Raw genomic sequence first — 15,879 nt, forward strand, 5'->3', positions numbered from 1 at the left:
TTCAAGTATGGGCTCTGCTCAAATTTTTGGAATCATTATTAACGTTGCAATTTTGCTCGTATTTTTCCGTTTTTTAATGCAGCTTGCTGCCGTGAGTCCATATAACCCTGTGGTTTTGGCAACAGCAAAAGCAACAAAAATTGTCGATATCTTTAGCCGAATTTTCCCCACTTTGGCAAAAGGGCGGGTAAATACAGCGGCCTTAGTGTTGGTGGTGATTCTGTATTTGTTAAAAATGTTTGGTTTGATGTATTTGTCTGGCGTGGCAGTGAATAGTCCATTCCATCTGATCATTATGACCTTTGTGACCATGATTCAGGATTTAATCCGTTTCTGTCGTTACTTAATTTTTGCATCGATTATTTTGAGTTGGGTCGTGATGTTTAGTCAGTCACGTTCGCCTTATATTGAAGTGGTTCAAGAATTGGCAGAACCGCTACTTGCACCATTCCGTCGTATTCTTCCAAATATGGGGATGATTGACTTGTCGCCAATTTTTGCGATTTTGGCATTGTTGGTTGCGGAAACCATTATGAAGCAAGTCGCAATTGCATTATTGACTGGTCTTTAATCTGAGCTAAGACGAGTTGAATAAAAAAGGACGCCGAGGCGTCCTTTTTTGTGGATTTAAATTGAGGTCTAAAACAAGAAATTTCTTATTTAGTAGCAATATCTCACCTCCATCCAACCTTCCTCCTAGAGGGAGAAAGGCGTGAATGAACGTGAATGAATTAGTGTGCTTCGTCCCAGTTATTACCTTGACCGACTTCCACAATCAGTGGAACGGAAATTTTCAACACAGACTGCATGACTTCAGCCAGTTGGGCAGAGAGTTCATCGGCAATTGCAGCATCAACTTCAAATACCAATTCATCGTGTACTTGCAGTAACATTTTGGCTTGATCTTTTGGTAAGATTTTATCGACTGCAATCATAGCCAATTTAATAATATCTGCCGCAGAACCTTGTAGTGGTGCATTGATCGCTGCACGTTCAGCGCCTTGTTTCACCATTTTGTTGCTCGCCATAATGTCTGGTGTATACAGACGACGACCTAAAATGGTTTCCACAAAACCTTGTTCACGTGCAACTTGGCGAGTACGTTCCATATATTCCAAAACACCAGGGTAGCGTTGGAAGTATTTACCAATATAGTTACGCGACTCTTCACGAGTGAAACCCAACTGACGAATCAAACCGAATTCTGACATGCCATAGAGCAGACCGAAGTTCACCGCTTTGGCTTGACGACGTTGGTTGCTAGTCACTTCGTCGAGTGGAATACCCAAAACTTCTGCCGCAGTCCGTTTATGTACGTCTTGTCCATGATTGAAGGCATCGACCAATGCATGATCTTGCGAGAAGTGCGCCATTAAACGTAATTCGATTTGCGAGTAATCGGCTGCCAGTAAAATGCGACCTTCAGGTGCAATAAAGGCTTTACGGATTTGACGTCCAATATCTTCACGGACAGGAATGTTTTGTAAGTTGGGATCTGTGGATGATAAACGACCTGTAGCTGTTAACGCTTGGTGATAACTGGTATGCACACGATGTGTGTCATTATTCACTTGCTTTAACAGACCATCGGTATAGGTGCTTTTGAGTTTAGAGAGACCACGATATTCCAAAATTAAGTCGGTAATCGGGTGGTCGATTTTTTCTAAGACACTTTCACTGGTACTGTACTGACCTGTAGAGGTCTTCTTACCGCCTTTTAAACCTAATTTATCAAACAGAATCTCACCAACTTGTTTTGGTGAGCTGACATTGAAGCTTTGACCCGCAAGATCGGTAATTTCGGTTTCTAAATTTTGAATGGTATTGGCAAATTCCACACCAAGTTGGTCGAGGAATTCCATATCTAGCTCAATGCCGTTTTCTTCCATAGAGGTTAGAACACGGGCAACTGGCATCTCAATATTGTGCAAAATATTGATCAGTTCTGGGTGGGCTTGTAACTTTTTATCGAGTACTTCATACAGACGATAGGTCACATGGGCATCTTCTGCGGCATAATGGGCTGCAGTTTCAAGCTCAATTTGGTTAAAGGTCTTTTGTTTTGCACCTTTGCCCGCCACTTGTTCGAATGTCGTTGTGAGATGACTTAAATACAAACGCGCGACGTCATCCATCCCATGACGAGTTGCCACAGAGTTGAGGACATAAGAAGCCAACATGGTATCGAAATACCAACCTGCCAAATGAATGCCATGATTTTCTAAGACATGTGCATCATATTTGAGATGATGACCAATTTTTTGTACGTCATTATCTTCAAGTAAAGGTTTGAGTTGATTTAGAATTGTGTCGCGATCAAGTTGTTGCGGCGCACCTTCATAATCATGCGCAAGCGGCACGTAATAGGCATCATGTGCATCTAAAGCCACCGAGAAACCTACAATCTGTGCCACGCGGTAGTCAAGGCTAGTGGTTTCGGTATCAAAGGCAAAACGCTTTTCAGTACTTAGACGCTTGAATAACACATCCCAATCTTCTTGGGTCAATACCGTGTGATAGCGTGCTTCACCAAGTAAATCATCAACACTGGTTTTGTCCGCTTGATCTTCCACTTCAGGTGCATTGGCTACAGTCGCCGTGGTGTTGATGGCTTTGGCTGCTTGTTTGTAGGTTGCGCCATTGGGGTTGTTCGGATGATCTAATGACTGCAGTTGGTTACGGAATTCTAGTTCAGTATATAAATCACGCAGTGCTGGAATATTTGGATCGGCAAGTTTCAGATCTTCGTATTTAAGGCCCATGTCGAGGTCGCAAACAATGCTCGCCAGTTGGTGGTCAAGAGTAATCCCTTCGACATTGTCTTTAATGTTTTGACCGACTTTACCTTTAATGCTGTCGACATTTTCTAAAATGCCGCCAATCGAGCCATACTCGGTTAAAAGTTTCGCTGCCGTTTTTGCGCCAACACCGGGTACACCACGGATGCCGTCAGAGGCATCGCCCATCAGCGTGAGGTAGTCAATGATTTGATTCGGCCACACCCCAAATTTTTCAAAAACACCTTGAACGTCCATAGGTTTGTCTTTGAAGCTGTCTTCTAAAGTGACACGCTCAGTAACGAGCTGTGCCATGTCCTTGTCACCGGTGGAGATTAAAACTTGATGACCGGCTGCTTCAGCGCGTTTGGCTAAAGTTCCGATAATGTCATCGGCTTCAGCACCCGGCAACATATGCAGCGGAATCCCTAGAGCACGAATTAATGCATGAAGATATGGAATTTGTTGTGATAATTCTTCAGGCATACTTGGACGGTCACCCTTATAAATCGGGGATAATTCATGACGGAAGGTTGGTTCAGGTGTGTCGAAAATAACGGCCATATGCGTCGGTTGAATACGACGCATTAATTTTTGGATGGCAGAAATGGCACCTCGGATTGCATTGGTATGCAAACCGGTTGAAGTGGTTAATGGTGGCAGTGCATGGTAGGCACGAAATAAAAAGTATGAGCCATCGACCAAGACAAATGGTGGCATGGATAATTTCCTAATCCTAAAAACGGTTTTATTGTACGTGATTTTTTGCCCGCACGCAGAGTCTAGATTGTATATGTAACTTACCGAATCACTGATGAATAGTTTTAATCCATCGGTCAGGCTCATGTATCATCAAAACATTCAGGAAAATGACGAAGCAGGTATGCTGAAACAGAATAATGAAATCAAGATGATTTGGTTGATGACGCTGATCATGGTGGGGATCGGGGCATGGTATTTAGATGTCCGTATCCTGAGTTATATCAGTGGCATCGGTTTTATGCTCAGTGTGATGAATTATGTCGATGATTTACAGCACGGCGCTGATGCACTGAGCTCATCCAAACAACCATTTCAAGTGACATCAAAGGTTCCGTTATATATTGCATCGTTATTAACGGTCGTTGGACTGTTAACAGAATTGGGATATTTAGTTGCGATTGGGATAAGCCTGTGGGTCTATTTTTTTCTGCGTTGGCTGAAACGATTAGAACGTCAGCTGCATCTATTGCAAGGACGTGCGCTTCAGTCGCAATCGAGTCATGCAGCTACTTCAATATCAGCGCCTACAATAGACCGTCCTGAAATTTTTGATTCTGACAATACACCATTTGTACATCCCGCGACGGCAATTGGTACAGCTAGACATCAGGCAGTAGTCAATTCATCGTCTACTAATACACCATCCAAGTCTGCGCCAAATCTATCTAGTCAAATTCAGCAATGGCTTTTCCAAGGCAATCCCGTGTTAAAAGTGGCTGTACTGGTCTTGGTGATTGGCGTGGTGCTATTACTTAGATTTGCCACAGAGCATTGGCAACTAAGCTTGGCCATGAAGCTGTTGATTGTGAGTTTGATCAGTGCTGGTGTTGTCGGACTAGGATATTGGCTGCAAGCCAAAAATCGAAGTTTTGCCTTGGCGCTAGAAGGTTTGGGGCTTGCAGCGCTGTTTTTGACCTTATTTTTTGCCTATTACAATGCCGTGATTGCGGGCTTTGGCATGGCCTGTGTACTGTATGCAGTGCTTATGGCATTGACGATTTGGCTCAGTTTGAAACAACAGTCGGTAGAACTGGCGATCATGGCAATGCTGATCGCCTATCTTGCGCCATTTACCTTGCCTGTTCGTGATGCAACTGCAACGGAATTCATCGCCTATTATCTTGTGATTAATATTGCTGTTGCGGTCATGAGTACATTAAGACCGTGGAAATATCTGAATCAAATCGCTTTTTTGATGACGGTAATCATGGGTGGTGGATATGCTTTTTACCACGGATACACCACCGAACGTCAGATGATGAGCGTGCTGGTTTTAGCCCATGCCGCGATTTTTATCTGGCTTGGTTTTCGTTTTAGTCAGTTATTGGCGAAACAAGATCTTGCGCATTTTCAGCTTAAACCTGCCTTGGATATTGCACTGATTTTTGCTGCACCAGTGCTTGCTTATCTGGCATTGTATTTGATGTATTTTGAGGAAACCGTATGGCAGGCGGGGTATAGCTTGCTATTTGCAGCGCTTTTTGCCGCACTGTATAGCATCAGTAAACGTAGTGCTGTGATCCCACTGATTGCACAAAGTTATTTGAGTTTGACCTTAATTTTCTTGGCATTGATTCCACCGATAGTATTGAAAGAGCAGTGGAGTGTGGTCGGTTGGGCAGTTGAAGGTGCATTGATATTTATATATGCCCTATACAAGCAGTCCAATATCAGCCGTTATTTAGGCATGGCGCTCTTGGTGATGGCGGGTTGTTCAAGTCTGTATTATTTGGTTCAACTGCCACATTTCCCTGCACAGATGTATTGGGGCGTGTGTTTGAGCTATTTGGCGGCCATTATCGTGACGCATGCTGTTCCTGCATTTCATAAACAGCTTTCAAGTTCGAGTATTGCCTTTCAATGTGTGCAAATGCTCTCAGCAACCACCATGTTCATCATGTTGCTCTTAGATTGGCTGCAGACTAGCCATCAATTGGCCTTGAGTCTATTGATCGTCAGTGTGGCTTATCTGTTGGTGAATGAAGGCTTGTTAAAACGAAAAGCTTCGTGGAGTTGGTCCATCATTAAATGGACGGGTCTAGTGCCTGTTTATGTGATGGGGCTGTACCAAGTTATTTCAGTGAGTGAGAATGGTCAGTTACTTTGGCATTCAACGATGGAGCAGATGTATTTTGCATTCGCTGGGCTGAGCTTGACGCTGCTTTGGCTACGACCATTACTCGGTGTGCGTGAAGAAAAAGAATGGGTCAGTCTCGGAATTTTGAGTAGCTTGGCGTGGACCAGTCTGACGCTGATACCCAGTATGCCGTATATCAGTGTGGTAATTTTGCCGCTGATATTTTGTGCATGGTGTTATTGGCAAGCGCAGCAACCGGTCTGGAAAATGTTTTGGCAAACGCGTAGCAGTTTGTTTTTGGCTTTAAGTTGGATCATCAGTTCGCAATTATTTAGTCAGCAGGCCTTTGTGGGATATATCTTGCCGATACTGAATCCTTTTGATGTAGTGAGTTTGCTGTTGTTAGCGGCTTTTTTATGGATGTTGAATCAACAGTTAAAAGCCGGTTTAGATCGTAGCTTGGCTGCCGTGTTGAGTGTTCTTGGGATACTTTGGTTAAGTAGCTATGTTGTGCTCCGCGCCTTACATATATATCTGGATACGCCTTATAACAGTTTAGACATTTGGAGCGATGCGACCATTCAGCTGAGTTTTACTGTGCTGTGGGTGTTATTGGCTTTGGTGAGTATGCGCTTTGCCACTCAGCGCCAATTACGTTCAGTTTGGCTACTTGGTGGCAGTATTTTGGTCTTGGTTACTTTGAAATTGGTCTTGCTGGATTTATCTCATGTCGGCACTCTCATGCGAGTGATTTCATTTATGGCCGCAGGTTTTGCCATGCTTTTGATTGCCTATATTGCCCCCATGCCGAATGACAAGATTGAACCATGATGAAGTTCTTAAACGTACGAGATCACTAAGCTGTAGAGGTCGTTGGCTATAAATAGTAGATAATAAAAAAGCCCTGCACATTTGATGATATGCAGGGCTTTTTATATCAATTCTATAAACCATTATTTGAGTTGAGGCTCTCGTTGGATTTCTTGTGTATTGGCATATTGATCGACGTCAGCATCGCTTGCTTGTGTAGAAAGCGGGTGGTCAACAAAACCCATTTTCGGGACAGGGATTTCAATTTTATTTTCGACAAAGGCATTTCGAATCCGTTCCTGCATTTCATCACGGACTTTCAGGAAATTCTCTCTTTGACACCAAATAGCAAAAAGCAGCTCAATGGAAGATTCACGAAAGGCAGTGACGGTCACGGCAGGTTTAGGGTCGGCCAAGACCAATGGATATTTACTGACGGCATCTAATAGAACTTCGCGAACTTTGATGATGTCTTCATGAAAGTTAATCGCAAGGGTAATTGGAATTCGCCGTATTGGAAACTTAGACAAGTTATGCACAGGTGCCCGAATCAGTTGTTCATTCGGCAAACGGACATAGACATTGTCTTGCGTGAGTAATTTGACCGACAGTAAATCAATCGAGATCACTTCACCTTCAATGGTATGCCCGCGAATCAGTGTCAATTGAATGGTATCACCAACCTCAAAAGACCCTTCACCGATCAAGAACATCCCGCTGATCAGGTTGGATGCGGAGGTTTGCGAGGCAAAACCCAGTGCGACCGTTAAAATACCTGCTGCACCCAAGAAGACGCTGAGTTTAAAGCCGGCTTCTTTTAAACTTGCCATCACAAAGATTAAAAAGATGAAATAGAAAATCCCGCGACGCCAAACCAACTGCTGATGGGCATTGAAACGCATACCTACAGTGCGGATAAAGGTGTTTGAGATAAAACGTGCAATCAGAAAGCCGATGACTGCCAGTAAAACAGCCACCAATAATTCTGTCAGCCGATCGGTATTGAGATTGGCGACCATTCCTTTTAGGCTGCTGGTAATTTCTGTCGAAATATTTAAATCTGCCATGGCTCACCGTTAGAAAAATGAATCAAACATATTGAATAGTACATTGGCTGACTCGCGTGGCGGATGCAGATAAGTCACGTCACCGGCTTGTGGCGGTGTACGGTTTTCAATTTTGACCCGCGGCGGTTTGTCATGACCTTCATGCACGACTCGAATTTGTGAAGTCCATAAACGTCCTGTACTTTCACTATAAAATAATGGCAAAGCTGGTACAGGGACATTCATACGGTCAAAACGAATCTGTTGATTACTCACGTTATGAAACTCAATAGGGGTTACTGCACGAAAAGCACGAGGTTTGAGTTGTTTAAGTTCTGTACGACCATCAACTGCTGTGGCATAGCAAATTTCACCCATTCGATGATTCGGACCAAACCAGGTATCTTTTGGTAGAATAACAGGTATATCAAACAAGGGTTCTCTAAGACCTTCGACAAAACCAGCAATCCAAAGCGGTGTGCTGATATATAACGTTCCGCGCTGTCCGGCTGGAATATAAATCGGATCGACCGGTTTAATCACCACAGACCGATCTGCCAAACGTGGCATGATTTGAATTTTGTCATGTGTCTGGCGGAACATATAACGTTCCATTTTAATGGGTTGTGGAAAACCAAATTCAGGGTCTTGTATCGGATGCCATTGCTGCTCATAGTCAAACTGAAAGGTTGGGCGATGGTATTCCATACGCCACTCTTGCATGCCGCGCGTCACACGGAACAATAAAGACCCAAACTGCCAACTGCGCGGGTGATTCAGTTCAAATTGATATTCCCCCCACCATTTACGTTTTGGGGATTCCTTTTCAGTCAAATCATTTTCTAATGGCAATGCGTATATCCCTTGTCCTGATAAATCCTAAAAACAGACTTCACGCTGTCAGATGCTTAGAGTACACTCAAAACAACTTTTTTCATCATTATAATGCGTGATGCAAGTACTTAAACAATTACAAATACCATATAGTTTTGCCAAACGTCATGGCGTATTGCTTCGATATGAGGGTGATCAAGCTTTTATTGTGCGTCGTGACAGCACGCCACTACTGGCTTTGCAAGAAGCACGTCGCTATTTAGGGCATCCTGCACAATATCAATTATGTAGTGAGCAAGAGTTTAATCAATTACTCAGTGCAAGCTTTGCCGGAGACACCGGTGAGTCTCAACAAGTGGCAGCGGGTCTGGAAGATCATCCTGATTTACTTAGCCTTGCGGACTCTGTGCCAGAAGCTGAAGATTTGATGGATCAGGAAGATGATGCGCCGATTGTACGCTTAATCAATGCTTTATTGTCGGAAGCAATTCGTGTTGGAGCTTCAGATATTCATATCGAATCTTTTGAAAAAAAGCTGTCTGTCCGCTTACGTGTTGATGGTCAATTACGTGAAATTGTCCAGCCTCGTCGTGAACTTGCGCCATTGTTGGTGTCACGGATCAAAGTCATGGCCAAACTCGATATTGCAGAAAAGCGAATTCCACAAGATGGTCGTATTTCACTACGTTTGGCGGGCCGTGAAGTCGATGTGCGTGTATCAACTTTACCGTCTTCGTATGGTGAGCGTGTGGTGATGCGTTTACTCGATAAACAAGCTGGGCGTTTAAACATGACCCATTTGGGCTTGATGCAGCATGACTATGATCGATTGAAACAACTGGTACATCGTCCGCATGGCATTATTTTAGTTACGGGACCAACGGGTTCGGGTAAAACCACAACCTTATATGCGGCATTGTCTGATCTAAATGATGGTTCAAAAAATATATTGACTGCTGAAGATCCAATTGAGTATCAACTTGAAGGGATCGGGCAGACACAGGTCAATACCAAAGTGGATATGACCTTTGCTCGTGCATTAAAAGCCATGCTTCGACAAGATCCAGATGTGGTGATGGTCGGGGAGATTCGTGATTTAGAAACTGCTGAAATTGCAGTACAAGCGTCATTAACAGGCCACTTGGTACTTTCCACGCTGCATACCAATACAGCAATCGGTGCTGTGACCCGTCTTAAAGACATGGGGATTGAACCCTTTCTACTTTCAAGCTCTCTGATCGGTGTGGTGGCGCAGCGTTTGGTTCGAACCTTGTGCCGTCACTGTGCGACTTGGCATGATGCCGATGATTTTGAAAAAGACTTATTTAAGCATCTCGATGCATCGGCTGAATTAAAATTGCCTCAACCTAAAGGCTGTGAACAATGCTCGCATACTGGATTTACAGGGCGTACCGCAATTTATGAAATCGTCCCGATTGATGAGCAAACACGTCGCCTCATCCATGGTAATGCTGCTGAGTTTGAGTTAGAAAATCATGTACGTGCAAATGCGGGTTCAATTCGTGATGATGGATTGCGTAAAGTTTTGGCAGGTAAAACCACCATTGAAGAAGTGCTCAGAGTGACGAATGAAGCGGCTGAATAGTAAGTGTGAAATATAAATAAAGCCCCGAAGCCTGTGTAAGGATTCGGGGCTTTGCTTTAGTTAATCTTTTCAAAATGAATTACAGCATCATATGCTTTGTCTGTCAGAGTGAGGTGAGTTGCATCACTGAGTTTCATTTCAATGCTATTACTCTCTTTATATTTCAGAACATCATTATTCACTTCGGCCATACCTGATGTAGTACTAGAAGTGCGCTCAGTATTATTTTTATCGAGCCAAAATTCGTCTTTAATTTGGTAGTCATCGCCTTGTTTGCTAATGGAAAGTTTGCGTAGGCTCTCCGTGTCAGGTGTTTGTTTCCATTCCCCTGAAAAATCAGGCGCAGGTGTTTGGCTACATGCGGCTAAGGCCAAGCTTAGAAAAAGCATCGAAAAGTATGTTTTCATTGTAAAGTCCTGAAAATGATTTTAATTTTTTTATGGATGTATAGTTAATTATAGTTTGAATATTAAACATTTTTTTAATTTTATTCATTAATCTTTCTATCGAATGTCTCAAGATTTTTTATTTCTAATTTGAACTAAAAACAGCCCAAAAATATGGGCTGTACGGTTTTTTACTTACCACAAACTGACAATTTTCTTCATCAATTCAGCACGAATGGGCGCGGTTGGGTTACCTGCATTGCGCTGCGTTTCATTTTCATAAAACTTTTGCCAAGTTTGAACCATCTCTAAAGTGACATCTTGAGTTTTAAGCTTTTCAACGTCGGCTTTGCTGATATTGGCTAAGCGTGCTGCAGCACCTTCTGAGCCTGTACCCCAACCAATGATGCCTTGACCATAGGCAGGTAAAGACATGTTGTTCGGTGTTGGTGGTAGCGCAAGACGTTGAATATCTGGATTGACCAAGGATTTAATCTGAGGACGGACTTTTTCAGATAGGGTTAATTCGGCAAAACTTAGTGTGGATGCGCTGATGAGCAATGTACTGATAAGGAGAGGTTTAAGCATCATAGATCAATAAATGAATGTAAATAAGAATCGTTATATATTTTAGCAAGGTTTTGGCAACTGAATATGAATATTTAAATGTATTGGAAATGGATAAGATTTTATTTTGAGCTCAGCTGTAGATGTGTAGAAGTAAAAAAAGCTCAAAGCACTATTTTATAAGAATTAAAACAGTGCTTTGTATAGATAGGTACAAATGGATTTAAGTCAAAACATTTAAAGTAACATTAATATTGTTTCGGGTCGCATTTGAATAGGGGCACACAATATGTGCAGCATCGACCAATTTCTGTGCCTCGCTTGCATCCATACCCTCAAGATGAATATTAAGCGTCACTTCGATACCAAATCCTGTTGGAATAGGGCCGATACCAACATCACCCTCGACGTAGGCAGCAGGGGTAATCGAAATTTTATCTCGGTTAGACACAAATTTCATTGCACCTAAAAAACAGGCTGAATAACCAGCGGCGAAGAGTTGTTCAGGATTCGTACCATTACCTGTACCCCCCATAATTTTAGGCACAGCCAATTGAACATCTAAATGACCATCGGACGTCGTAGCACGACCATCACGACCACCAGTGGCTTTTGCATGGGCTGTATAAACTGCTTTTTCTAAAGTCATTATTCTAATCCCTCAGATGATGGTTCAAAATCATATCGTGGGGGATTTTGCTTAAATAATATTCAGTTTTTTTGTAATTTTATACAGGGTAAAAATCAATATTGAACCAAAACACGGTGCTGCATCAGTGGCATAGATGCGCGAATCTGTTGCTGTTCGTCTAAGTCAAAAGGAACCGTGAGTAGTTGAGCGCCTTCTTCTGCGGTGATTGCTAAAATTTGACCGCGGCTGTTGCTTGCTCCAGCATGCCCCCAAGTTTGACGCTTTTCACCATGCCAACCTTGTTGTGCGGCACCCAGTACAGCACATTGGCTATCCATGGCACGAGCTTGCAGTAACAACTGCCAGTGCATTTCACCCGTGGTATAAGTAAAAGCTGCAGGCGCCGTTAAAATGTTTGCACCTTGGCTACGAAGTTTCAAAGCCAGTTCAGGAAAGCGCAAGTCGTAGCACACCATCAGGCCAATATTGCCAAAAGGTGTTGTTGCAACTACGGTTTCAGTACCAGGTTCAAAGAATTTTGATTCTTGATAGCCACCGACAGCGTCACCAACTTGCACATCAAATAAATGAATTTTGTCATAACGTGCTTCGGTACGTTCAGGGCTGATACACAGGCTGACAGTACGGACACGGCCATCTTGAATGATTGAACCATCTGGACGATAAGGGCATGGGAGTGTGCCCGCAACAATCCAAAGTTGATAACGATGTGCGAGTTGTTCTAGTCGCTGCTGAATACTTTCAAATTGCGCCGCGGTTTCACGTTGTTTACCTGCGGCAAAGCAGACAAAATTTTCAGGAAATACAATGAGACTCGCACCTTGAGCCTGACTTTGTTGCATCAATGATTCGATCACTTTGAAGTTATCTTCAATGTCATTTTGAGAATTCATTTGTGCAACGGAAAGTAAAGTCATGCGAAGAGGGTCTCTGCTGTGATTAACCTAAATTAGACATTTTGCTGCTTGGGTTGCTCTAGATTGTCCTGCTCTTTTTGCAGTTGTTTGACCAAAGGCTCAAACATATTTTGGTTGCTATCATTTAGTTTCATCAGCGTTTTGTGTGCATCTAAAACCGTATTCAGCATATTGCTATGGGTAATGTGTTCTTCCATAAGTGCGCGAGTGCATACACTTGGATCACCACAATAATTCAAAATAACAAACACCTGACCTAAACCCATGCTATTGGCAAGCGTTGTGATATCAGAGTTTGTAGACAACATTACCGCTTGGATATGGTGAACTTGTTTGAGCTTCAAACCCAGTTTAGCCAAAATGCCAAGGACAGTACTATCGATAAATGTCGTTTGGGTTAAATCAACGATTGCACCGACGACATTTTGTTGCTGTTCAATTTTGTTTAATAACTTGTCTAGACTAATACAAGATTGGGCACGCACTTCGCCAATAAGCTTAAAAATATGCGTTCCGTTCAAGCTTGCATATTCAACATGACCTGTTGACATATAAATGCCATTTGCAGAGAAGGATAGTAAATTATCCCATAGGGGCACAGCTTACTCAAGTAGCCGAGTATGATCAGAAAGTCGTATTCGGTTTAAGTGATTGATTTCGTGATTAATTGATTCGACGTAAACTTAGGATGGCAATATCATCAGCAACATGGTCTGGTGCTTGAAATGATTGATTTTGCAAGTGATAAACCAATTGACCTAGCTGTTCATTCAATCCACCGTCAAAAGGTTCAAGTGCGCCATCCGAGCAAATTACAAAGCGAGAATAACGATTTAAGGTAAATTCAAACTCTTCAACTTCTAGATCTTCAGTTAAGCCGAGTGGGAAGCTGCTGGTATTTAAAATTCGTGCGGGAAGACCGGGTTCAAATAAAATGGCCGGCGGATAATGGCCTGCACTAGACCATTTCAAGACATGCGTATCGAGATTGAGTATCCCCGCAATCATGGTAATGTGCTTTTCAATATTTTCTTGAACCAACATGCCATTGAGCTTTTTGATGAGTTCTCTCGGGGTTTTTGAACGACCGTGGAAAGCAGCCATCCAAGAGGTCAGTAAACTACTCGTCACCCCATGACCAGATACATCTGCAAGATAAAACATGATTTCTTTATCGCTGATTTTCCAGTAATCGTACCAATCACCGGATAAATAGGCTGAAGGCTGGAAGAATGTTTCAATTTTATAGTTGTGGAGTTCAATCGGGTTGGGCAGTAAACGTTTTTGCAAATCTGCAGCAGAAGGGAGATCACGGCTGTCTTGATTGCGTTTGTATTGCGCATCAATTTTAGTGAGTGCCACCTGAAGGTTGGTTGGAATATGGTCCCACACCCATCCTGCTAAAGCACCTTGTTGCCACGCTTGAGCCAATGCAGCGCCCTCATGCTCAAAAGCGAGCACAATGGTAGGAAGTGTCCATTGGTGATTTAAAAAGTCGGCAACATCAGCAATTGCAATGATCGTTGGATCATACAAGTCTAGATCTTCAATGTTAATCATTTGTACGCTAGGAAGCGCATCAAGTACCTGATCTAAATATGGAATATCACGAGTAGGTTGAATGAAATACATAAAGAATTAGATGAATCCTTCGATAGACAATAAGTGTACTATAGCAAGCTAATGATGGCTGGAGGGAAAAACCACACCAGCCAATTGAAAAATTTTATTTATTCAGTTGTTACCGTGTCGGTATCATCTGAACTGCTGTCATCAATGAAATCGGTAGAATCATCAGATGAAACATCTGTTGAATTATCTTCAGATTCATCAATATCGTCATCTTCTTCATCAATAAATAAGTTTTCTTCAGCGATCCCTTTTTTCTCAGAAATTGAATAATTCAGGCGTTGTAAATAGATGTCGCGAATTTGAGCATATTTATCGCCTTGTAATACACCTTCAATATCCAGTAATTGAGCGCGAGTATCGATTCCACGTAAAGTTTGCTCAGACCAATACGCCACATCATGACCATCAAGCATATATTTCTGTGGACGTCCTTGACTATCTACTGCTAGACCGACGGTTTGGCGCAATGTGCTTGGACCAAGCACTGGTAGAACAATATAAGGACCAGAAGGAATACCGTAATATCCTAAAGTTGCACCAAAATTTTCATCTTCGGTTTCTAGGCCTAGGCGACTCGCAGGGTCAGCAAAGCCTAAAGTTGTCAGTGTATTAACAGTAAAACGCCCTAGACTTTTTGCGGCACGTGTCGGTCGTCCTTGGATGAGTTGGTTAAACGCATTCCAAGGTTCGCCTAAATTTTTACGGAATAAACGATAAGATTCACGAATATCCTTTGGAGTTTTTGCGACATATTGCACAGCAGCAGGGCGGGCAATATGGACATCTAAATAATCATTAAATGCGTAAACTTTCCGGTTGATCGGTTGGAAAGGGTCTTTATCTTCTTCTGATTGTGCTGCATTGGCATTAACAGATAATTTTTTTGCAACTTCAGATGACTTGACCATCGCAGCATGCGCAAGTTGTTGTGTTTTTGATTTATTGGCAGCTTCTGAATCTTGAGCAACAGGTGCTGAAGCTTCGTCATTTGCAAATACAGGTGTTGTTACGACAAGTGACAATAATCCTGCATATAAAAAAGAAGTTTGGCGCATATATAGTCCTGACGCTTTTAGCGCGGCAAAATGTTTGCCGTATAATAAGTAAAAACGTTCAAATAATCCTGATTTATTACTATTAAACCAAATTTGATCAAAATATGAATGAAAAAATGTAATTTGAGTGAAAAATGTGCGTTCAAAATAATTATTTTAAAAAAGGTGTTGCAACGGTGCTGAAATACTGTAGAATGCACATCCATCGGCGGTGATGAAGATAAAAACTTCTGATAAAACAGTAACTTAGTATGAAATGCTTGAGTTGGGTTTTAGAAAGGAAGTTTAAAAATAATTTTCATTACTGGTTGACTTTCTAGAGATAGAGAGTAATATAGCCGACCTAGCTTGCTACTGACGAAGTAGCAAGAAGATCATTAAGAGATTATGAAGAACAACTTGTGTGGATTTTTACTGGTTGATTGATCGAAATTATTTTCATTGATTGATGGTAGAAATTACTCGAAGTTTATTTGAGCAAATTTTTGTCAGTAATTGATGAGCCAAGATTGGCACCCTTTAAGGTGCTACAAAGTATTAAACTGAAGAGTTTGATCATGGCTCAGATTGAACGCTGGCGGCAGGCTTAACACATGCAAGTCGAGCGGGGGAAGGTAGCTTGCTACTGGACCTAGCGGCGGACGGGTGAGTAATGCTTAGGAATCTGCCTATTAGTGGGGGACAACATTTCGAAAGGGATGCTAATACCGCATACGTCCTACGGGAGAAAGCAGGGGATCTTCGGACCTTGCGCTAAT

13 protein-coding genes and 1 rRNA gene are annotated in these 15,879 nt (G+C 42.4%); 4 read left to right on the forward strand and 10 right to left on the reverse strand.

Annotation, left to right across the window (positions count from 1 at the left end; translation table 11 throughout):
- The first annotated feature begins 7 nt into the window (after positions 1 to 7).
- Positions 8 to 571, forward strand: coding sequence for a YggT family protein (locus FTU36_RS06885; RefSeq protein WP_078189567.1), 564 nt, complete (start codon positions 8 to 10; stop codon positions 569 to 571).
- Positions 572 to 731: 160 nt separating this feature from the next.
- Here FTU36_RS06885 and polA read toward each other — a convergent pair whose 3' ends face one another.
- Entirely contained in the window at positions 732 to 3,497 is a 2,766-nt protein-coding gene (gene polA / locus FTU36_RS06890) for a DNA polymerase I (RefSeq protein WP_180117194.1), read from the reverse strand.
- A gap of 163 nt (positions 3,498 to 3,660) precedes the next feature.
- On the opposite strand from polA, the gene FTU36_RS06895 reads away from it, so the two are divergent.
- Positions 3,661 to 6,447, forward strand: a complete 2,787-nt coding sequence (locus FTU36_RS06895) for a DUF2339 domain-containing protein (protein ID WP_180117201.1) — start codon at positions 3,661 to 3,663, stop codon at positions 6,445 to 6,447.
- Positions 6,448 to 6,569: 122 nt separating this feature from the next.
- On the opposite strand, the gene FTU36_RS06900 is transcribed toward FTU36_RS06895, so the two are convergent.
- Positions 6,570 to 7,493 (reverse strand): mechanosensitive ion channel family protein, encoded by a 924-nt coding sequence (locus FTU36_RS06900; protein ID WP_180005042.1) that lies wholly within the window; start codon positions 7,491 to 7,493, stop codon positions 6,570 to 6,572.
- 9 nt (positions 7,494 to 7,502) lie between these two features.
- The gene (locus FTU36_RS06905) at positions 7,503 to 8,324 is read right to left on the reverse strand and encodes a hypothetical protein (protein ID WP_180005043.1); all 822 of its coding nucleotides are present in this window, start codon (positions 8,322 to 8,324) and stop codon (positions 7,503 to 7,505) included.
- Positions 8,325 to 8,424: 100 nt separating this feature from the next.
- Between FTU36_RS06905 and gspE the strand changes: the two genes are divergently transcribed.
- Entirely contained in the window at positions 8,425 to 9,912 is a 1,488-nt protein-coding gene (gene gspE / locus FTU36_RS06910; protein ID WP_111884711.1) for a type II secretion system ATPase GspE, read from the forward strand.
- 56 nt (positions 9,913 to 9,968) lie between these two features.
- Here gspE and FTU36_RS06915 read toward each other — a convergent pair whose 3' ends face one another.
- From FTU36_RS06915 to FTU36_RS06945, 7 genes are all read right to left on the reverse strand, one after another.
- Positions 9,969 to 10,319 (reverse strand): hypothetical protein, encoded by a 351-nt coding sequence (locus tag FTU36_RS06915; RefSeq protein WP_168379816.1) that lies wholly within the window; start codon positions 10,317 to 10,319, stop codon positions 9,969 to 9,971.
- Positions 10,320 to 10,493: 174 nt separating this feature from the next.
- Entirely contained in the window at positions 10,494 to 10,886 is a 393-nt protein-coding gene (locus FTU36_RS06920) for a DUF4951 domain-containing protein (protein WP_180050213.1), read from the reverse strand.
- A gap of 202 nt (positions 10,887 to 11,088) precedes the next feature.
- Positions 11,089 to 11,514, reverse strand: coding sequence for an organic hydroperoxide resistance protein (locus FTU36_RS06925; RefSeq protein ID WP_111884709.1), 426 nt, complete (start codon positions 11,512 to 11,514; stop codon positions 11,089 to 11,091).
- Between the two features lie 95 nt (positions 11,515 to 11,609).
- Positions 11,610 to 12,434, reverse strand: a complete 825-nt coding sequence (locus FTU36_RS06930) for a carbon-nitrogen hydrolase family protein (RefSeq protein WP_180011795.1) — start codon at positions 12,432 to 12,434, stop codon at positions 11,610 to 11,612.
- A gap of 32 nt (positions 12,435 to 12,466) precedes the next feature.
- A complete protein-coding gene (gene gigB / locus FTU36_RS06935) occupies positions 12,467 to 12,985 on the reverse strand; it encodes an anti-anti-sigma factor GigB (RefSeq protein ID WP_078189558.1) in 519 nt (172 codons plus the stop codon).
- A gap of 112 nt (positions 12,986 to 13,097) precedes the next feature.
- Entirely contained in the window at positions 13,098 to 14,066 is a 969-nt protein-coding gene (gigA, locus tag FTU36_RS06940) for an RsbU family protein phosphatase GigA (protein ID WP_078192616.1), read from the reverse strand.
- Positions 14,067 to 14,164: 98 nt separating this feature from the next.
- Positions 14,165 to 15,121 carry a VacJ family lipoprotein gene (locus tag FTU36_RS06945; protein WP_180011797.1) on the reverse strand — a complete coding sequence of 319 codons (957 nt, stop codon included), beginning with the start codon at positions 15,119 to 15,121 and terminating at the stop codon, positions 14,165 to 14,167.
- A gap of 539 nt (positions 15,122 to 15,660) precedes the next feature.
- Between FTU36_RS06945 and FTU36_RS06950 the strand changes: the two genes are divergently transcribed.
- Positions 15,661 to 15,879: ribosomal RNA gene (locus FTU36_RS06950) — 16S ribosomal RNA — on the forward strand; the annotation flags it as partial.

The organism is Acinetobacter sp. YH12096 (genome assembly GCF_013419215.1).
Lineage (GTDB): Bacteria > Pseudomonadota > Gammaproteobacteria > Pseudomonadales > Moraxellaceae > Acinetobacter > Acinetobacter amyesii.